The 18850-nt window shown below is 72.6% G+C and carries 18 protein-coding genes and 1 tRNA gene; 10 read left to right on the forward strand and 9 right to left on the reverse strand.

Annotated features, from left to right (window positions below):
* Nucleotides 1–93: 93 nt before the first annotated feature.
* Nucleotides 94–3093: a carboxypeptidase regulatory-like domain-containing protein gene (locus WMF39_RS44235; RefSeq protein WP_437742440.1), complete on the forward strand. Its 3000-nt coding sequence runs from the start codon at nt 94–96 to the stop codon at nt 3091–3093.
* A gap of 100 nt (nt 3094–3193) precedes the next feature.
* Here WMF39_RS44235 and WMF39_RS44240 read toward each other — a convergent pair whose 3' ends face one another.
* On the reverse strand, nt 3194–3586 hold the full coding sequence (locus WMF39_RS44240) for a hypothetical protein (protein WP_437742441.1): 393 nt from the start codon (nt 3584–3586) through the stop codon (nt 3194–3196).
* 219 nt (nt 3587–3805) lie between these two features.
* On the opposite strand from WMF39_RS44240, the gene WMF39_RS44245 reads away from it, so the two are divergent.
* Together WMF39_RS44245 and WMF39_RS44250 are read left to right on the forward strand one after the other, a co-directional pair.
* Nucleotides 3806–4561, forward strand: a complete 756-nt coding sequence (locus tag WMF39_RS44245) for an HAD family hydrolase (RefSeq protein ID WP_437742442.1) — start codon at nt 3806–3808, stop codon at nt 4559–4561.
* Nucleotides 4558–5856 (forward strand): hypothetical protein, encoded by a 1299-nt coding sequence (locus tag WMF39_RS44250; RefSeq protein ID WP_437742443.1) that lies wholly within the window; start codon nt 4558–4560, stop codon nt 5854–5856. Before WMF39_RS44245 ends, WMF39_RS44250 begins: the two co-directional genes overlap by 4 nt.
* Before the next feature lie 47 nt (nt 5857–5903).
* Here WMF39_RS44250 and WMF39_RS44255 read toward each other — a convergent pair whose 3' ends face one another.
* A complete protein-coding gene (locus WMF39_RS44255) occupies nt 5904–6350 on the reverse strand; it encodes an acyl-CoA thioesterase (protein ID WP_437295991.1) in 447 nt (148 codons plus the stop codon).
* Nucleotides 6351–6501: 151 nt separating this feature from the next.
* Between WMF39_RS44255 and hpt the strand changes: the two genes are divergently transcribed.
* Nucleotides 6502–7023, forward strand: a complete 522-nt coding sequence (gene hpt, locus WMF39_RS44260; protein ID WP_437742444.1) for a hypoxanthine phosphoribosyltransferase — start codon at nt 6502–6504, stop codon at nt 7021–7023.
* Complete coding sequence (locus WMF39_RS44265; protein ID WP_437742445.1) at nt 7020–7352, forward strand: tetratricopeptide repeat protein; 333 nt, start codon at nt 7020–7022, stop codon at nt 7350–7352. Before hpt ends, WMF39_RS44265 begins: the two co-directional genes overlap by 4 nt.
* A 29-nt stretch (nt 7353–7381) precedes the next feature.
* Here WMF39_RS44265 and WMF39_RS44270 read toward each other — a convergent pair whose 3' ends face one another.
* From WMF39_RS44270 to WMF39_RS44280, 3 genes are read right to left on the reverse strand one after another with little or no spacing between them, the layout of a single operon-like run.
* A complete protein-coding gene (locus tag WMF39_RS44270) occupies nt 7382–8770 on the reverse strand; it encodes a replication-associated recombination protein A (protein ID WP_437742446.1) in 1389 nt (462 codons plus the stop codon).
* On the reverse strand, nt 8767–9351 hold the full coding sequence (locus tag WMF39_RS44275; protein ID WP_437742447.1) for a TlpA family protein disulfide reductase: 585 nt from the start codon (nt 9349–9351) through the stop codon (nt 8767–8769). Before WMF39_RS44275 ends, WMF39_RS44270 begins: the two co-directional genes overlap by 4 nt.
* On the reverse strand, nt 9348–10046 hold the full coding sequence (locus tag WMF39_RS44280; RefSeq protein WP_437742448.1) for a YggS family pyridoxal phosphate-dependent enzyme: 699 nt from the start codon (nt 10044–10046) through the stop codon (nt 9348–9350). Before WMF39_RS44280 ends, WMF39_RS44275 begins: the two co-directional genes overlap by 4 nt.
* 214 nt (nt 10047–10260) lie before the next feature.
* Here WMF39_RS44280 and WMF39_RS44285 point away from each other — a divergent pair, with 214 nt between their 5' ends.
* Both WMF39_RS44285 and WMF39_RS44290 read left to right on the forward strand, forming a co-directional pair.
* On the forward strand, nt 10261–10686 hold the full coding sequence (locus tag WMF39_RS44285) for a hypothetical protein (RefSeq protein WP_437742449.1): 426 nt from the start codon (nt 10261–10263) through the stop codon (nt 10684–10686).
* Nucleotides 10687–10841: 155 nt separating this feature from the next.
* Nucleotides 10842–11375 carry a hypothetical protein gene (locus tag WMF39_RS44290; protein WP_437742450.1) on the forward strand — a complete coding sequence of 178 codons (534 nt, stop codon included), beginning with the start codon at nt 10842–10844 and terminating at the stop codon, nt 11373–11375.
* A 65-nt stretch (nt 11376–11440) separates the two neighbouring features.
* Here the strand turns inward: WMF39_RS44290 and WMF39_RS44295 are convergent, their stop codons facing one another.
* Together WMF39_RS44295 and WMF39_RS44300 are read right to left on the reverse strand one after the other, a co-directional pair.
* On the reverse strand, nt 11441–11944 hold the full coding sequence (locus WMF39_RS44295; protein ID WP_437742451.1) for a cyclic nucleotide-binding domain-containing protein: 504 nt from the start codon (nt 11942–11944) through the stop codon (nt 11441–11443).
* A 172-nt stretch (nt 11945–12116) separates the two neighbouring features.
* Nucleotides 12117–12551 (reverse strand): N-acetyltransferase family protein, encoded by a 435-nt coding sequence (locus tag WMF39_RS44300; RefSeq protein ID WP_437546919.1) that lies wholly within the window; start codon nt 12549–12551, stop codon nt 12117–12119.
* A gap of 175 nt (nt 12552–12726) precedes the next feature.
* Between WMF39_RS44300 and rpe the strand changes: the two genes are divergently transcribed.
* The 3 genes from rpe to WMF39_RS44315 all read left to right on the forward strand — a co-directional run bounded on the left by rpe (nt 12727) and on the right by WMF39_RS44315 (nt 15182).
* Entirely contained in the window at nt 12727–13440 is a 714-nt protein-coding gene (gene rpe, locus WMF39_RS44305) for a ribulose-phosphate 3-epimerase (protein WP_437742452.1), read from the forward strand.
* A complete protein-coding gene (locus tag WMF39_RS44310; RefSeq protein WP_437742453.1) occupies nt 13437–14915 on the forward strand; it encodes a hypothetical protein in 1479 nt (492 codons plus the stop codon). The genes rpe and WMF39_RS44310 overlap by 4 nt, the downstream gene beginning before the upstream one ends.
* Before the next feature lie 180 nt (nt 14916–15095).
* Nucleotides 15096–15182, forward strand: a tRNA-Ser gene (locus WMF39_RS44315).
* A gap of 366 nt (nt 15183–15548) precedes the next feature.
* Here the strand turns inward: WMF39_RS44315 and WMF39_RS44320 are convergent.
* Nucleotides 15549–16604, reverse strand: a complete 1056-nt coding sequence (locus WMF39_RS44320) for a hypothetical protein (RefSeq protein WP_437742454.1) — start codon at nt 16602–16604, stop codon at nt 15549–15551.
* A gap of 17 nt (nt 16605–16621) precedes the next feature.
* Nucleotides 16622–18817, reverse strand: a complete 2196-nt coding sequence (locus tag WMF39_RS44325; RefSeq protein ID WP_437742455.1) for a type VI secretion system Vgr family protein — start codon at nt 18815–18817, stop codon at nt 16622–16624.
* Between the last annotated feature and the right edge of the window lie 33 nt (nt 18818–18850).

Here is an 18850-nt window from a genome sequence, read left to right on the forward strand (position 1 = left end):
ACGCCGGCGCGGCGCCGCGCGATCAGGCGCTGGCGGCGGGAACGGCGGCGGGACGTTCGGCGTTTTCACGGATCCGGAGTAGAAATCCAGGCCGTGGCCGAGCAGGACAAGCAACCCGCAGCGGAACAGGACAAGCAACCCGCAGCGGAAGGCGACCGGGCCGATCGCCGGTCGCGGCTCGATACCGTCCTGGCGGCGATCGCCGCGCTGGTCTGCTTCCTCGCCGCGACCACGCTGCGCGATCTGGGGCCGCGGTTCCTGCCGCGGGCGCCGATCCCGGCGCCGCCGGTGCCCGCGTGGGTGGAAGGGCGCGCGGCAGAGCTCACCGCCACCGTGCGCGACGAGCAGGGGCGCCCGCTGAAGGACGCCACCGTGCGCGTCTTCGCCATGCGCGAGGACCGCGCCTACTTCGCGGGCGAGCTGAAGACCGATCCCTCGGGCGAGGCTCGCTTCGCCGGGCTGCCGTCCGGGGAGGCCTGGATCATGGCGTACGGCGCGGAGCGGGCCCGCGCCTCGACCCGCGTCGCGCTCGAGCCAGGCCCCCGCGCCGTCGACCTCGTGCTGCGGCCCGCGAAGGTGCTGGACGTGCTGGTCGTCGACGAGGCCGAGCGCCCGATCGACGGCGCCGAGGTGACGGTCGCGACCGCCGATCCCCTCCCCTTCGCGGCGACCACCGCCGAAGGCGGCCGCGCGCGGTTCGATCGGCTCGGGGCGGCGCCCTACGTCGTCCGCGCGTCGGCGCTCGGCTTCGAGGACACCGTGCGGACGGGCATCGTGCCCGGGCCGGCGCCGCTCAGGCTCCGCATGGATCGGCTCGGCGCCCTCACGGTCCGCGTGGTGGACGCGGAGGGGCAGCCGGCCGACGGCGCGACCGTGCTCGCCGCCGGCACCGGGCTGTGGCCAGCGCGCAGCACGACCACCGACGCGACGGGCGCCGCGCGGATCGCCGGGCTCCGCGACGGGGTGTACGACCTCAAGGCCCGGCGCGGCGCCGCCGTGAGCGCGACCGCGCTGGCCGTGCCCGTGAGGCGCGGCGAGGGCAAGGAGGTGAAGCTCGTCCTCGGGCCCGGCCGCCACGTGCGGCTCCTCGTGACCGACGGCGACGGCGAGGACGCGCCGCCCGTGAAGGCCGCGAACGTCGTGCTCGTCGAGCAGGGCCTGTCGGCGTTCCCGCTGCACGGCCGCACGGGCGACGACGGGTCCGTGACGCTCGGGCCCATCGCGCCGGGGTACGCGAGCGCCTCGGCCCTGGCGGCGGGCTTCGTGCCGAGGAACGCCGTGCAGGTCGACGCGGGCGCGACCGAGGTGCGCATCCCCCTGCTCCGCGGCGGCGCGCTCGTGGGTGAGGTCGTCGACGACCGCGGCTACCCGGTCCCGGGCGCGACGATCGAGGTCGTGGGCGCCGACGCCGAGGGGATGCCCATCGACGAGACCACCGCGATGTCCGAGTTCAGGGACGAGCACTTCGAGCGCGCCCTGCCCGGCCCGGCGCCGCTGATCCCCGCGGGCGAGCTCGGGGTCATGCCGGGCCCCATCCCGGACCTGCCGCATGGCGACGCGGTCCTGCCGGCCGCCTCGGTGCGGTCGGGCGAGCCGTGGGTCACGCGCGCCGATGGCACGTTCCGGGCCGAGCCCGTCACCCCCGGGCGCGTCCACGCCATCGTTCGGCACCCGGAGTACGTCGAGACGCCCAGCGAGATCGTGACCCTGCAGCCGGGCGGCGAGGCCCACGTGCGCGTGGTGATGCGCCAGGGCGGCCTGATCGAGGGCCGCGTCCTCGAGGAGGACCGCAAGCCGGTCGCCGGCGCGCGCGTGGAGCTGGCCGCGACCGCCGGCTCGCTCGAGCGGGTGACGTACTCCGCGGACGACGGCACGTTCGCCTTCGCCGCGGTCCCCGACGAGGTGCTCGTCTCGGTCTCCCGAGCCGAGTCGCCAGGCGACGTCGTGGCGCGGCTCGTCGTCGAGGTGCCGGAGCGCGATCGCAAGGAGATCGAGGTCGTCCTTCCGAAGGTGCGCGAGGCGGTGGCCATCCACGTCGCCGACGATCGCGGCTACCCGCTCGATCGCGTGGAGGTGCGCGTGCTCTCGCTCGACGTGGCCGTCCCGCTCCGCAAGACGCTGTTCACGGACGACGACGGCGACGCGCTGCTGCCCGACGCCGCCGGCTTGCCGCTCCGGGTAAGCCTCGTGCGCTCCGGCAAGTCCCCGCGCGTCGAGCAGGTCGACGCCGCGCCGAAGGAGCTGCGGCTCGAGATGGGCGCCGCCCTCAAGGCGACCGGCACCGTGACCGGGCGCGGCGGGCGGGAGCGGCTCGAGGGCGCGCGGATCACGCTGTTCTCGACGACCGGGCCGCGGCGCGCCACGAGCGACGCGGAGGGCGCCTTCACGCTCGCCGACCTCGCCCCGGGCCAGTTCCGCGTGACGGTGAGCCGCGACGGGTACGCGCCGGCGACGCTGCGGGTGACGATCGCCGGCGATCCCGATCGCCCGACGGACCTCGGACGCATCGACCTGTCCGAGGCGGGAGAGGTCGCCGGCCAGGTCGTCGATCAGCGCGGGGACGCGGTCGCGGGGGCCCGCGTCGCGCGCGACCGCGTGCCGACGTACCTGCCGCTCGGCCCGCTCCCGCCGGGCGTCGTGACCACCGACCGCGACGGGCGGTTCCAGCTCGGCGGGCTGCCCGAAGGCACGGCGGTCATCGAGGCGTACAGCGCGGATCTCGGGCGCGCCGAGTCGCAGCCGGTGCAGGTCCGGGCCGGCAGGACGACCGAACGCGTGAGGATCGCGCTGCCAGGAGACGGCGCGCGGCAAGATCCGAAGGGCGCAGGGAGCCTGGCGGTGACGCTCGGCGAGGAGCGAAAGACCGTGACCGTGGTGTCGGTGCCCCCGGCGAGCGAGGCCGAGGAGGCCGGCATCGAGCCCGGCGATCGGCTCCTGTCCGTGAACGGCGTCGAGGTGCGCTCCATCGAGGAAGCGCGGCGGCGCCTCACCGGGCCGCTCTCGGAGGATGTCGTGGTGCTGCTCGCGCGGGACGGCGATCGCGGCGAGGCGCGGTGGCTCACGCGGGTGCGGAGGGAGCGGGTGCGGCGATAGACGGCCGGGCGCTCGCCCGGGGCGCCGGCGGAGGCGCCCGGAGCGAGCGCCCGGCAGCGGTGCTCGGCGGCGGCGCCGGATGGCGCGGCGCCGGCCGAGCTCAGTTCTTCGCCTTCGTCAGCACGATGGCGCGGCCGTCGCCGATCTCCCAGCGCAGCGTCTGATCCGTGGCGAAGCGGAACGCCGCCTCATCGAGCCCGCCCTCGGGGCGGAGGAAAGCGACGGTCATCTGATCGCCGTCCGCCTTCGTCACCTTGAAGGTGCCGCTGCGCGGCGTCTCCGCGGGCACGGTCACCGTCACCTTGCTGCCGTTGAACTCGAGCGCTGTTCCCTTCACCCATCCGGTCGCCTTGGTGAGCTGATCCACAGGGGCGTTCTCGATGGCATCGCCATACCAGCGCCCCTGCAGACGATCGCGAGGGGTCTTCGAGCAGCCCACCACGGCGGTCAGCGCTATCGCCAGGGCCAGAGCGGTCTTGATGCGGTTCTGCATGGGCCTTCCTTCGGAGCCTCGACGGGTCCCGATTTGGAAAATCCTACGAAGAACGGAATGACTAGGCCAACAATGTAGGATATTTCTGCACACTTACGCAGATCCGCAGGGCCCGGCGAAGGGGTGGGGGCGCCGTCGCTTCTGGGGAGGGCGAGTTCGCGCTAGGGTTCCGGCCCGAGGAGCCGCGCGGACGGTGCGCGTTTCCACGGCGCGACGACCTTGAGCACGCTGTTTCACGAGAAGCGCCTCGTCCCTCTCGAGCGGACGCGGCTCCTGAGATCCATCGTCGAGCGCGCGGCCGATCGGTCGGAGGGGCCCCCCGTGATCGTCTTCGATCTGGACGGCACCCTCATGGATAACCGGCCGCGGGTGGTCGCGATCCTCCATGAGCTGGCGGAGGAGTGGCGCCGCAAGCACCCGTACGCCGCCGCCCTCCTCGAGCGCGCGTCGCCCGACGGCATCGTGTACGGGTTCCAGGACAACCTGCGGCAGCTCGGCGTCCACGACGAGGCGCTCCACCTGCACGCGTTCGATTTCTGGAGGGCCCGCTTCTTCAACGATCCGCACATCCGGCACGACGTCGAGGTGCCGGGCGCGAGCCAGTACGCGCGCGACTGCCACGCGGCGGGGGCGACCCTCGTGTACCTCACCGGCCGCGACCTGCCGAAGATGGCGCTCGGCTCGTTCGCGAGCCTGCGCGACCTCGGCTTCCCCATCGGGGTCATCGGCACGGAGCTCGTCGTGAAGCCGAGGTTCGAGATGCCCGACACCGAGTTCAAGCGGAGCGTCGCGCCGCAGCTCTCGCGGCTCGGGCGGGTCATCGCGGTGTTCGACAACGAGGCGGCCAACTGCAACCTGCTCCTGGGCTGCCATCCCCGCTGCACCGCGGTCTTCCTGGACACGCAGTGCGCGCCCGACCCGCCGCCGCTCGACGCGCGCGTGCGCGTCATCCACACGTTCGAGCTGGAGCCGTGATCGCCGCGCGCGCCGCCGCGGCCTTCCTGCTGCTCGCCGCCGCCGGGTGCGAGCCGTCGCGCCACCCGCCCGTCGATCCCGTGGAGGCCGGCGCGAGCCCGAACGCGAGGATCCTCCCCGCGCCGCTCGCGAACGAGACGCCGGACCTGAACGACGCCTCCGCCGCCGAGGCGACCTCGAAGATCATCGCCGACGACTACGGCCGGCTCATCATGTCCGAGGCGAGCCCGCAGTCGCCGCTGCCGCTCTCGCCCGCCACCCCCCTGCCGGACGACGCGCTCTCGCCCCGCGAGCTCCCCGGCGTCACGCTCGAGGCGGCCTTTCGCTTCCGCGACGTGCCGCAGCCCCCCAAGGCGCCCGAGGTGGCGGCCTCCGGGATCCACGCGGCGCAGAAGCTCACCGAGCTGACGTGGAAGGTCGAGCTCGCGGAGACGGGCCGGATGCGGGTCCAGTTCACGTCGCGCGCGCTCCCGCTGCCCGCGGGCTCCGAGCTCCGCGCGCGCCACGACGTGTACGGCGAGGTGCTGCTCTGGCCGTCCCTGACCCAGTACCGGGTCGTGCCGCCGGGGGCGCTCCGCACGCTCCTCGGCGAGCGGCGCGTCGACGTGACGCCGCTGTCGACGGGCTCGGCGCGTCCTGTCGGCGACGGCAAGCGGCTCGAGATCGACGTCCGCAAGGTCGAGGTGCACGGGAGCCTCGGCACGCTGTACGTCGAGCTCGGCAGGGTCACCGAGGCCGGCGACGGGGGGCCGCTGCTCTGCCGGGCGCTGCTGGAGATCCTCGGCGTGGATCCGAAGTCGCCCGAGTGCGTTGCCGGCGAGGTGCCGCTCTACGCGAGTTACGCCTGGCAAGGCGGCGGCGGCGTCGCGTTCGAGGTCACGTCGATCGCCCGGCGAACGGACCTGATCTCGACCGACATGCTCATGCCGCCCCCGAGCGCCGCGTACGCCGCCGCCGGGCTCCCGTCGGCGCAGGGCGGCGTCTTCCTGACGCGCGACGAGCTCGCGGCCATCCGAGCAGAGCCGCTCCAGCTGCCCGCGAGCGTCGACCCGGGCGCGCCTGGCGAGGGGTTCGTCGCGGTCAACCAGACGGACGCGCTGCTCTACCTGCTCGTCGACGGCATCCCCGCGGTCGCCGTGCCGCAGGCGAGCGAGCGCTACGTGATCGGGCCCCTGCGCGGGCGCTACGTCGTCCAGTGGCGCACGTTCCTCGGCGAGCGCATCGAGCCGCCGCAGACGGTCGAGATGCCGGCGCGCATCGTGCGCAGCGGGGCCGAGGCGGCGGACGGCGGCTGAAGCGGGGCGGCGGACGGCGGCGGAAGCGAGGACGGCGTCCCCTCGCCCTAGCGATCGGCCGTCGTCTCGGGGCTCGCCAGGAGCTGGACGATGTCGTCCGGGATCCGCGTCAGCGTCAGGTTCGAGCCCAGGCACGCGAGGAGGATGTCGCCGTCGCAGATCACGTCCTCGCCCCGGAGGATCCGGTAGCTGAAGCGCGCGGTGACGCGCTGGACCTCGCGGCAGGTCGTCTCGACCACGAGGTCGTCGCCGAACCGCGCGGCCTGGCGGTACTTGATCCGCAGCTCCGCGACGGCGAGGTGAAGGTCGCGCCGCACCATCTCCTCGTAGGAGAGGCCGCGGCGCTTCAGCCAGTCGATGCGGCCGGCCTCCAGGTAGATGACGTAGTTCGCGTGGTGGACGATGCCCATGAGATCCGTCTCGCAGAAGCGGACGGCCAGGGGCGTGCGCGAGGTGAGGTGCGGGGGCGCGTCGGGCAGAGAAGGGAGCGGCATCGCGGGAGGCGCAGAGACTAACCCAGTTTCGACCCGGGCAGCAGCAGAGCGACCGCGCGACACCAGCCGCACGACATGGGATCGCAACGCGCTGCGACGGCGGGCCCGCCTCGGCGCTGGTGGCGCGGGCGCCGCGATGTTAGCGGGCGGCATGGCGAATGTCCGGACGCTCCTGTCCGCCGAACAGATCGGCGCTCGCGTGCGCGACCTCGGCGCGCAGATCACCCGGGACTACGCGGAGCGCCGGCTCGTGCTCGTCTCCGTGCTCAAGGGGAGCTTCGTGTTCACCGCCGACATCGCGCGCCACATCCACCTGCCGGTGCGCGTCGAGTTCCTCGGCGTGCGCAGCTACGGCGAGGGCACGGCCTCGACAGGCGTCGTCCAGATCACGCAGGACCTCACCCGCCCGATCGAGGGCGAGGACATCCTCCTCATCGAGGACATCGTGGATACGGGCCTCACGATCTCGCACCTGCTCCAGCTCTTCCGCACGAGGATGCCGAACAGCGTGAAGGTCTGCGCGCTCCTGCACAAGCCGGCGCGCGCGCGGGTCGAGGTGCCCATCGACTACCTGGGCTTCACGATCGAGGACAAATTCGTGGTCGGCTACGGGCTCGACTGGGCCGAGCGCTATCGGAACCTGCCGTTCATCGGGGTTGTGGAGGCGACGTGAGCAAGCGGCTGCTGATGCTCGAGAAGATGACCCGGGATGGGTCGAAGGATCCGTTCCACTGGTACGCGCTCGCGCTGGAGTACGCGGGGCAAGGGCGCCACGACGACGCGCTCGCCACGTTCGGCGCGCTCCGGGCGATGGATCCGGCGTACGTGCCGATGTACCTCATGTGCGGGACGATGCTGGTGAAGGCAGGCCGCCTCGACGAGGGGCGCGCCTGGCTGGTCGACGGCATCGGGGCCGCGCGCAGCAAGGGAGATCAGCACGCGCTGAGCGAGCTCCAGCAGGCGCTCGCCGGCGCGGGCGGCGGCGACGACGACGACGCGTGACGCCGTGACGGCTCGGCCGTCGCCGCGCCTCAGCCGCCCTCGCCCTCCCCCTCGCCGCGGATCCGGCGGAGGCGCTCGCCGATGGTCCGCTCGTAGCCGCGATCGGTCGGCTCGTAGAACCGGCTGCCCGCGAGCGGCTCGGGGAGGTAGGCCTCGCCCCGCGCGACGCCGCCCGGCTCGTCGTGCGCGTAGCGGTAGCCTTCGCCGTAGCCCTCGTCGCGCATCAGCCGCGTGACCGCGTTGCGCAGCGTGAGCGGGACCGGGAGCGCGCCGTGCTCGCGCACGGCGGCCTGCGCCGACTGCCAGGCGGCCTTGCAGGCGTTCGATTTCGGGGCCGTGGCGAGGTAGAGCGCCGCCTGCGTGAGCGGGTAGAGCCCCTCCGGCATCCCCATGCGCCGGAACGCGGCGTCCGCGGCGACGGCGATCTCCAGCGCGCGGGGGTCGGCGTTGCCGATGTCCTCGGAGGCGAAGATCATCATCCGGCGCAGCAGGAAGAGCGGGTCGTCTCCGGCCTCGATCATGCGCATCAGCCAGTAGACGGCGGCGTCGGGATCGGAGCCGCGCATCGACTTGATGAAGGCGCTGATGACGTTGTAGTGCTCCTCGCCGGCCTTGTCGTAGAGCAGCGTCTTGTGCTCGCTCGCGCCGGCGATGAGCTCGCGCGTGATCGTCGAGGCGCCCGCCCGCCCCGCCTCGTCCGCGGCGATCTCCAGCGTGGTGAGCGCCCTGCGCGCGTCGCCCTGCGCGAGCGCCGCGATCGCCGAGAGCGCGTCGTCGTCGGCGGCGATCGCGCCGGCGAGCCCGGCGGGCGACTCGAGGGCGCGGCGCAGGAGCTCGACGAGCTCCGCGGCGTCGAGGCCCTGGAGCCGGAAGACCTTGCATCGGGAGAGCAGCGGCGCATTGACCGCGAACGAGGGGTTCTCGGTGGTCGCCCCGATGAGCGTGATCGTCCCGTCCTCGACGTGCGGGAGGAAGGCGTCCTGCTGGGCCTTGTTGAAGCGGTGGATCTCGTCGACGAACAGGATCGTCCGCTTGCCCTCGTAGGAGCGCGCGGTGCGCGCCTGGGCGAGGATCTCGCGGAGCTCCGGCACGCCGCCCAGCACGGCGTTGAAGGGGACGAAGCGGGCGTTCGTCGTGTGCGCGACGACGCGCGCCAGCGTGGTTTTTCCGGCGCCCGGCGGGCCCCACAGGATCATGGAGGGGATCCGGTCGGCCGCGATCGCGCGAGCGAGCAGCTTGCCCTCGCCGAGGAGGTGGGCCTGGCCGAGCATGTCCTCGAGCGAGCGCGGGCGCATGCGCTCGGCGAGGGGCACCGCGGCCCTGAGCTCCGGCTCCCGCTGCCGGGCGGCGTCGAAGAGCGTCGGCTCGTCGCCCGCGGGCCGCCGTCGCGCGCCGCCGCCGCCCCGGGGCGCGCTCATTCGAAGACCGACCGCGCGCCCGCGGGGCGCTCCGAGAGGAGGACCTCGACGGCGCGGCGCGCGCTCGCCGGATCGTGCCCGACCCAGCGCACGGTGCCCGCGCCGTCGACCACGAACGTGAGGGGGACCTGCGCGACGCCGTAGGTCCCGGAGAGCCGCTGATCGAGGTCCGCGACGATGGGGAACGTCGCGCCGAGCTCGTGGGCGGCGGCCTCCGCGGCGGCCTCCGAGTCGTCGACGTTCACGCCGATCACGGCGACCCCGTCCGCCTTGCGGTCGCGCCAGAGCCGGTCGAGCGCCGGCATGGTCCGGCTGCACGACGCGCACCAGGACGCCCAGAAGTCGATCACGGTGACCCGCGTCCTGCGCGTGCCGGGCACGCCGACGGTGACCGCCGCCGTGGACTCTGCGTGGAACTCCGGCGCGGCGCTGCCGACGAGCGGGTGGCGCACCGACGCGGGCATCGCGCCCGGCCCGCACGCGAGCGCGAGCAGCGCGCACGTAGCCAACGTGGCGCCGCGCGCGACGCCACCGCCAGGGAAGGCCGCGCCGAGGCGCGACGCGGCGGACGTCGCCGTCATCCGCGGGCTCCGAAGATGGCGGTGCCGACGCGGACCCACGTCGCGCCTTCCGCGATGGCTGCCTCGAAATCGTGCGACATGCCCATCGAGAGCTCGGGCAGCACGGCCCGGCCGCCGTGCGCGTCGCGCAGGGCGCGGAGCTGCGCGAAGAACGGCACGACGTCGCTTGGGTCCTCGAGGAACGGCGCGATGGTCATGAGGCCGATCGGCCGGAGGTGTGCGCACCGGGTGATCGCGGCGAGGAGCGGCGCGAAATCGTCGGGGGCGCAGCCGCCCTTCGAGGCTTCGCCGCCGACGTTCACCTCGATCAGGACGTCGAGGGTGCGGTTGAGCGCGGCCGCGCGCCGATCGAGCTCCACGGCGAGCTCCTCCCGGTCGACCGACTGCACGACGTGCGCGACGCGCGCGACGAGCTTCGCCTTGTTCCTCTGGAGCTGGCCGATGGCGTGCCACACGAGCCCGTCGAGATCGCCGAGCGCCTCGGCCTTTTCGACGAGCTCCTGCGCGTAGTTCTCGCCGAAATCGCGCTGCCCGGCGGCGTAGGCGGCGCGGATGGCCTCCGCGGGCTTCCCCTTGGACACGGCGATGAGCCGGACCTCCTCTGGCCCGCGCCCTGCCCGCGCGGCGGCGCTCGTTATCCGGCGCCGCACCTCGTCGAGCCGCGATGCGACGTTCCCCAGGTCTTCCGAAATCACGCCGCACGATACCGCGAGCTGCCGCCGTGGACACCAGGGGGGACACCCGCAGCGGACGGTCCGCGCGGGTCGTGGCGCGGAGGGAAGTGCCGGATCCAACCGCCCGAGCGGCGTGCCAGAGTGTGCCTGAGCACCGCGTCGACGGCGGACCGAGCAAGGCGCTTTCTGGCTATTTTCACGTGGCATGTTGATTGCCATACTCGGCGTACCCGCCATGCGAAGCCTGCTGTTCCTCCCCCTGCTCCTCGCGGTTGGATGCTCGTTCAACCCGCAGCCTGAACCGCCGTTCGATGACAGGGATCCCTATCCCTCCGGGTCGTCGTCGACCGGTGCGGCGGTCGGCGGCTCAGGTTCGGGTGGCACGGGCGCCGGCAACACGGCGGCAGGGACCAGCGCTGGCAGCGGGGAGGCCTCGGGTGCGGGCGGCGGCGCTGGCGATGGGGGCGCGGCGGGCGGCCACGGCGGCGCGGGCGCTCAGGGCGGCGCTGGAGGGGGCGAGGGCGGCGCGGGCGGCCAGGGCGGCGCGGGCGGCGCGGGCGGCCAGGGCGGCGCGGGCGGCGCCGGCGGCGCCGGCGGCGCCGGCGGCGAGCCCTGCGGTGTGGGCGGCGCTGGAGGCGCCGGAGCCGTGGAATGCGGCTGAAGGAGCACGCGGCCCGGGCCTGACGGCGGCGTCGGCCCGGCGGTAAGAGCGAGCGAGAAGCAGCCGACGGATCGCGCTCGACGCAGCGTTCCCGCGGACGAGGGCGCCGCACAAGCGGGCAGGGACATGCGCAGGGTGCTATGAGGAGGGAGCTTATGCGCCAGCTTGTCGTCCTTGTGTTCGGGGTCGTCCTTGCGGGCTGTGTGTTCAATCCACAACCGGAGCCTCCCGCCGAGGGGGGCATCGGGTGCGGTGATTGCGAAGACCTCGGCGCGACCGGCGCAGGAGGGGGCGTCGCCGCCGGCGATCCCGGCGAAGACGACGGCGCGGGCGGCGGTGGCCTCCTGCCGCCAGACGCGGCCGGTTCGAACGGCGCCAGTTCGACTGGGTCCAGTTCGACTGGGGCCGCTAGCACCGGCGGAACCGGCACGGGGGGCGAACCGGCCAACCCAGTCGGCGCCGGTGGTGCGGGCGGCGCGGGTGGCAAAGCGGGCGACGGTGGTGCGGGCGGCGAAGCCGGCGCTGGTGGTGCGGGCGGCGAAGCCGGCGCTGGTGGTGCGGGCGGCGAAGCCGGCGCTGGTGGTGTGGGCGGCGAAGCCGGCGACAGTGGCGACGCCGGCGGCGGTGGTGCAGGCGGCGCGGGCGGCGAAGCCGGCGCCGGTGGAGCGATCGGTCCAGACGGCGGATGAGGCGACCGGTGGGCCCGGCACCCGCGGGCAGAGCGCTCGACGTCGACTGACGCGGCGGCGCCGGCTCAGATCCCGGGTCGCCGCGGCCGCGCGTACTCGTCGAGCATGTTCGCTACCAGCTCGGCGAGCAGGCTGTCCGCCACGCGAAGGCGGCGCGACATCTCGCGCGCGACGTTCAGCACCAGCAGCGTGTACGACTTGAGATCGCGCCGGTAGAGGGCGTCGAGATCGTGCGCGGTGACGCGCAGCAAGCGCGACGGGGCGATCGCCCGGACGGTCGCCGAGCGAGGCATCACGTCGAGGATCGACATCTCGCCGAACCAGTCGTTCGGCCCGAGGACCGCGATGCGCGCCTCGACGTCGCGCTTCGACCGCTTGAGCACTTCCATCTCCCCCGAGAGCAGCACGAACATCTCGCGGCCGCTGTCGCCCTCGCGAAAGGCGACGGCGCCCGGCTCCAGATCGAGCAGCTCCAGGGTGTCGGCGAGGCCCTGGAGGACGTGATCGCCCAGGCCTCCGAACAGCCCGATCTCGCGCAGCTGCGTGATCAGCGAAGGGTTATGGCTCACCTGGATGCACCGAGGGCGCCCGCGGCGACCGTCCTGTCGGCTGACCCGACAACGCCCACCACCACGTCGCGAACATGCCCGCCTTCTCGCATCGCTCCACCTCGCGGTCCCGAGCAGATGTACCCCGTCGAGAGCGTACGCCGCAACACGCCCGTGCTCCGCGCGATCCGCACTAGAGGTCCTTGGTGAACACGATCCGCGGACGCCCAGGCCCGGCGTAGTCCTCGATCTCGGCCGCCGACCAGCCGACCGCGGCGTGGAAGCGCACCGAGCCCTCGTTGCCCAGCGTCGTGATCGCCTTGAGCTGCCGGCAGCCCTCGCGGCGGCAGTCCTCCTCGAACGCCGCGTAGAGCATCCTGCCGACGCCGCGGCGGCGATAGTCCGGGTGAATGCCGACGAGGTGCACGTACCCGATCGCCGCGTCCGGGCACCTGAACCCGAGCAGGAAGCCGACGAGCAGCCCGCGATCCTCGACGACGCGCGCGAGCCTGCCGAGCTCGTAGAAGAAGATCGGGTGCGCGAGCGCGCTGGTCGGGCCTGCCCACCACCGATCGATCTCGCCCACGATCCGGTCGTAGTCGGGCTTCGTCAGCGGCCGTGTCTCCATGCATCACCTCACTCGAACGGTTCGGATCCCCAGCCTTCGATCTGCAGCGTCCGCGCGCACGACACGAACGCATCGCGAAGACCTGCGCAGCCTAGCAGCCGCGCCGGCCTCCCCGTAAGCGCGCTCGTGGATGCTCGGCTAGCCGCCGCGCGTCACGCCTGCTAGCGCTACCCCTGTGCGTCACGAGAAAATCATCGTCGCTCCGTCGATCCTGTCGGCTGACTTCGGTCGTCTCGCGGAGGAAGTACGAGCCGCTGAGGCCGCTGGCGCCGACTGGATCCACGTTGACGTGATGGATGGCCGGTTCGTGCCAAACATCACGATCGGGCCGCTCGTCGTTCGCGCGGTTCGCGCCGCGACGCGTCTTCCCCTCGATGTCCACCTGATGATCGTCGAGCCCGAGCGCTACGTCGCGGAGTTCGCGGCCGCCGGCGCCGATCGCATCTCGGTCCACGTCGAGGCGTCGCCTCACCTGCACCGGACGCTCCAGCAGATCAGGGACGCAGGCGCGAGCCCTGGCGTCGTGCTGAACCCCCACACGCCGGAGGAGTCGATCCGGCACGTGATGGCGGATATCGGTCTGGTGCTGGTGATGAGCGTCAACCCCGGGTTCGGCGGCCAGCGGTTCATCCCGGGGGCGCTCACCAAGCTGCAGAGCCTGCGCCAGACGATCGACCAGGCAGGCCTGGACATCGCGCTCGAGGTCGACGGCGGCGTCGCCCCGTCGACCGCCGGGCAGGTCATCGCCGCCGGGGCGCGGGCGCTCGTCGCGGGCTCGGCGGTGTTCGGTGCGGTGGCGCGGGGCGAGGATCTGCCGTTCGACGAGCGCGTCGCGCGGTATGCCGAGGCGATCCGCGCGCTCCGCACGCCCGCCAGGGAGCCGTCGTGACCCGGCGCGTCGAGGACGCTGCCGCGGTGGGTCAGGGGCGCTGCGCGATCGGGCTGGTCGGGGCGGCTGTGCTCGCCGGGTGCGCGCCGACGGCCGCGCCTGCGGCGCCGCCGCGGGCGCAGGCCTCGACTGCGACGCTACCTGCGGCGTCAGCCGCGCCTCGGCCGGCTGGGGGCGCAGGCCCGGTGGATGCGGGCGAGATCGACGAGGACGCGGCTCGCCTGACCGACGGCGAGATCGCGCGCGTGCTCGCGCGCGTGGCGAAGGCGCGGGGCCTGCCGGTGCGCCGCGAGGTGCGGAGCCGCGTGCTCGCCCGCGGGCAGATCCTGGAGCGGGTCCGCGCGCACGTGGAGCGAGAGATCCCCGAGGGCGTGCTCGATCACCAGCGCGAGGTGCTCGCGGCGCTCGAGCTCATCCCGGCCGACTACGACTTCACCGCCGGGATGTACCGCCTGCTCGAGGGCCGCATCGCGGGCTTCTACGAGCCGGAGGACGCGACGATGTACCTCGTCGACGATCTCAGCGAGGCCGAAGCCGAGGAGACGCTGGCGCACGAGCTCGTCCACGCGCTCCAGGACCAGAGCTTCTCGCTGGGGAGGTTGCTCGATTTCAAGCTCGGCGACAGCGATCGCCTGGCGGCCACACACGCGCTCGTCGAGGGAGAGGCGATGAGCGCGATGTTCGACGTGCTTGTCGGCTCGGCGTTCCAGGTCGACGAGTCGATGCTCCGCAGGCTCGTGGCGATGTCGACGGCGCTGTCGTCCGTGGGCGACACGCCGCTCGTGCTGCAGGAGTCGCTGGGCGCGCCGTACACGGACGGCTTCGCGTTCGTGCAGGCGCTGCGCCGGGAGGGCGGATGGGCTTCGGTGGATGCGGTCTGGCGCGCGCTGCCGGAGACCACCGAGCAGCTGCTCCATCCCGAGAAGCTCGCCGCGCGCGAGCCCGCTGTCGCGGTGGCGGTCCCGACGGCCGCGGCGCTCGGCCCGGGGTTTCGTGTGGTCTTCGACGACGTGATGGGCGAGCAGGCGCTGCGTATCGCGTTCGGGGCATATGCCCACCGCGATGCGGCGATCGGCGCGGCGGCTGGGTGGGGCGGGGATCGATTCGCGGTGGTGCGGCGGGACGACCCGGAAGACCCGTCGCGGAAAGAGGTCGCGCTCGCGTGGCGGCTGCGGTTCGACAGCGCGGGTGACGCGGCAGAGGCGGGGAAGCTGATCGAGCGGCGCTTCGGGAAGGTGTGCAGGCGGCGGCCGGCGCTCGGGCCGATCGCGTGGGCCGCGCGAGGGAGCGACGTGGCGATCGTGGCAGGGCCGTACGCGAGGCGCGGGGGAGGGGAGGTCAGCGCGGCGGGGACGTGCGCGGGGGCGGGGAAGTGGCTGGCGGAGGTGATGAAGGGCGGGGTGGGGGGACAGGGCGCCGGGGCGCTGGCGGGGGCTGCGGCAGCGGGGGCGCAGGCGGCGGGGAGGGAGAAGTAAGGGGCAGGGGGCGAAGGGCGGTGGGGGCGGGAAGAGATGCCGGTGGGGGACGGAAGCGGCGGGGCCGGGGCTGGAGGGCACAGGCGATGCCCTGAGCAGGTAGGGCAGGGGGCGGGTTCTCAGGGCGGCGTTGACAGGGGGCGGTAGAAGAGGCAGAAAAGCGAGTCGTTCTGGATGTTTGGAGGAGTGGCCGAGCGGTCGAAGGCAGCGGTTTTGAAAACCGCCGTTGGGGCAACTCAACCAGGGGTTCGAATCCCTTCTCCTCCGCTGAAATCTGCTGTGGGTTCCGATAATTGCCGCGGTTGAGAAGAGGGACGGGAAGGGGTCAGCCGCCGACTGGGTGGACTCGAGATTTGGCCAACGTTGGGTACGGCAGCTCCCTGGGTCCGGGTCTAGCTGTGTGAGTGGCTCCGTTGCGCGCGCCCGGATTCACTATCGCCCTGCGCCGAGCTATTCCGATAGCCCGTGGCCCTGATGAGGCATCGACCGGATGCGTCGTGCTTGCTTGGGGACCCTCTCCCCCGGCCGGAGCTGGTCGTGTCCGAGTAGGGGCGTGCCAAGCGACGGTCATGGATCTCTCGCGGCCTTGCTGAAGGCCTTTGGAATCGCTTGAAGCTGTAGCGTGGGCTTCCTCTATCTGCGCATCAGCCACTGCCTGTAGGTTACACAGGCCCGTTCCCACGCCGCCCGCACCGCCGGCTCGCTCGACATCCGCCCTGTCCAGTAAGCGTTGACATTCGTCCATTGCTCCTGCGTGAGCCCGTACCGCGACGAGATCTCCTGCGCCTGACCCGGCGCCGCCGCGAACTCCACGCAGAGCGATGCATATTGCTCCAGCGTCAGCGTGGGTGGCCCCGGCGCCGCGTCCGCGGGAAGCACGTCGTGCGGCGCGAGTGAGGTCCGCACGTTGGGCGTCCCTTGCGGGACGGCCGACGCCGGCCTCACGGAGCTCCCCTGCGCCAGCACGGCCGCTACGACCGACGAGATATCGAGCGTTTCGCCCCCCACCCGCGGCGCGGCGGGGCCCAGCGCCCGCGAGGCCTCCGCGGGGGCAGCCGCGTGGGATGGCGAGCCAGACCTGTCGCCCGGCTCGCCGGACGAGAACGGAAGCGCCGGCTTCACGGGCGCATTTGCGAGCGCGGGCTGCGTCCCATGAATGTGGGTCCAGTGCCTCATGCCCTTCGGCATCACGAAGGCCGGCGCGACGGGCGTGGGAGGCACGGGCGGCGCCACAAGCCCGAGCGGAGGCGGCGCGAGGTTCCGTATCGGCTGGGCCGGAGGCGGCGCGCTCGGCTCGACAACCGGCCGCAGTGGCAGCTGCTGCGCCGTCGCCGGCTTCTTCTCGCGCTCGCCGGGCAGCGGACCAAGCGACGCAATGGGCGGCTTCTCGCGGGCGAGCCGGTCCTTCGTCTGCGCCACCGCGAGCCCGAACTGCCGCGAGAGCCCCTCGTCCTCCCGCTCGCTCGCGTCGGCGAGCGCGTCGGTCCACGAGGAGACGGCCTCCTCCCAGTCCTCCTCGTCGACCCCGAGACGCGCGAGCACTTCATGCTTCTTGGCGCGAGGGAAATAGCGCACGTGCGCCATGATCTCTCCGTACCGCGCGATCGTGAGCCCGCCGTGCGTCGTCTCCTCGCCGTCGTCTTCTCCGCTCCCGAGCCCGCCGTGCGTCGCGCCGTTCGCGTCGGTCATCGCTCTCCTCGACTTCGTCAGCAGTTGAGCTTCACCGTGCCTCCGGTGACCGTCACCGTGCTTCCGCTGATGTCAACCGTCCCTCCCGTGATCTTCACGTCCCCTTGGATCGACACCGCGCCGCCGTTCACCAGCACGGTGGCGGCGTTGAGCTCGTAGAGCGCGGTGCCGACGCGGATCTTCGCGGAGCCGTTGATGTCGATCCAGGCGGCGTTGGCGTTCAGGTTGCTGCCGGCGTTGATCTCGACGACCGCCGCGCCGGCGCGGAGCTTCTCGCCGCCTCGCAGATCGATCCAGGGGGACGTCACGACCGCGTTGTTGCCGGCCTGGACGTTCACCTCCGTGCCGGCGCGCAACGAGATGTTGCTGTCGGCGCCCAGGTGCATGTCCCTCGAGGCCGTCGCCTCCAAGTCGCCCCCTTCGGCGGCGAGCTGCATGTTCGCGCCGGCAAGCTCCTTGATGTCGGTCTTCGCGGTCATGGTGATCGTCGAGCCCGAGCTCACCGAGATCGAACCCGCGCTGGTCGACTGTGACCCGACCACCTCGACGCTCTGGTTGTGCTTGACCTTGGTCACGTAGTCGCGCGCTGCATGGATGTCGATCCGCTCCTGGCCCTTCTGGTCCTCGAACGACAGGAGGTTGTAGTTACCGTCGAACGGGCTCGTATAGCTCTTGAGCGCGCTGTACGTCGGCCGGCTGGCCGCGTTCTCGGGCGCTGGGTTAGCGCCGTTGTACACACGCCCCGTGACGATCGGCCGGTCCGGATCGCCCTCCAGGAAATCAACGATCACCTCGTCGCCCACGCGCGGGTTCCAGATCGCGCCGTGCCCCCGGCTGCCGGCGAAGAGGTTGCTGACGCGAACCCAGCAGGAGGTCGCCTCCTTCTCGTGACGTCCCACGTCGACATCCCAGTGAAAGCGCACCCGCACGCAGCCGGCGTTCTCGGGCCCGCCCACGTTGATCTCGGCCTCGGCCGCGTTCGGTTCCGCGGTGACGATCGCCGTCTGGCTCCCGACGATCCGCGGGCGCGGCGTGGCGCGCGCCGGGCGGAAGTTGGACTCGCCTGTCTTGGCGACGGCGCCACAGCGGATCGCCTCGAAGACGTTGGTGTACGGCGCGGTGTCCGAGCCGCGCGTCGCGAAGCTGCCGCGCTCATGGCCGTGGTGCCGGATCGCGGTCACCAGATACCTCCCGGACCAGCGCGCGTTCGGGTGATCGAGCGTGAACAGGGTGCCTGCGCCGAGCAGCCGGCAATGCCCCTCGCCGGAGGCGAACTGCCGTTCGGTGTCGAAGCGCTGCTCGATCTTCTCGGCGAGCGCCTCGCCCGTCTCCCTGGAGTGCTCGTAGCGGCCCGGGTGCTGGTAAACCTGGAAGTCGGTCACGCCCGCAGGGGACGACACGATCAGATCGAGCTGGGGCTTGCACCAGTTGAAATCGCTGAGAGAGGCTGCCTTGGGGCGCACGCGCGCGCCGACCTGGAACGCGTGCACCTCGCGCCCCAGGATGCTCGGTCCGAGCGGGCTCTTGTCCGGGAGGAGGGGGCGGCCGTCGTCGGCATCGGTGATCACCAGGCGGCACTCGTCGCGCGTGTGCTCGAAGTGGTAGGAGATCCCCTCTTCCTCGAGGAGCCGCGCGATGAAGGCGAAGTCAGTCTCCTGGTATTGCACGCAGTAGGGCCTGGCCGCGTCGTCGACGAGGCGTCTGAGGTCGTGGATCGACCACAGGTAGGTCGCCGCAGCGGGCTTGAACGCGCTCTCATCGCCGTCGTCGCCGGGCGGCGAGTCGCTCTTCGAGAGCGTGAGCCCGGCGCCCCAGGCGGTCCGCGTCAGGGCCTGCTCGAGGATGTGCTTGAGCGTCTTCTCCAGGTAAATGACGCTCTTCTTCATCATCGTGGCGCGGAAGAAGGGCGGGACCAGGGTAACACGATAGCGCGTCCCGAACGAGACATCGCCGAGCTCCCGCGCCGTGCTGATGAGGCCATGGATGATCCGGAATGGCGGGTCGGTCCAGGTGCGGATCCGCAGCGCGGCGCGCGCGCCCACCAGGTCGGAGACATCGACGTCGGGCGCGTGACCGCGGCGCACGAGATCGATCTCGAACTCGTAGAGAGCGTTGATGGCCTCGGTCCCTCGGAACTCGAGCACCTCGAGGTGGTGCCAGGGGCCTTCCGAGGAGCTGGCCCCCTCCCAGGCGAACGTGAAGTCCTTATCCATTCGACACTCCAGCGCTCTGTGACCTGTGCCGCA

This window comes from Sorangium sp. So ce1504 (assembly GCF_051521635.1).
Lineage (GTDB): Bacteria > Myxococcota_A > Polyangia > Polyangiales > Polyangiaceae > Sorangium > Sorangium cellulosum_B.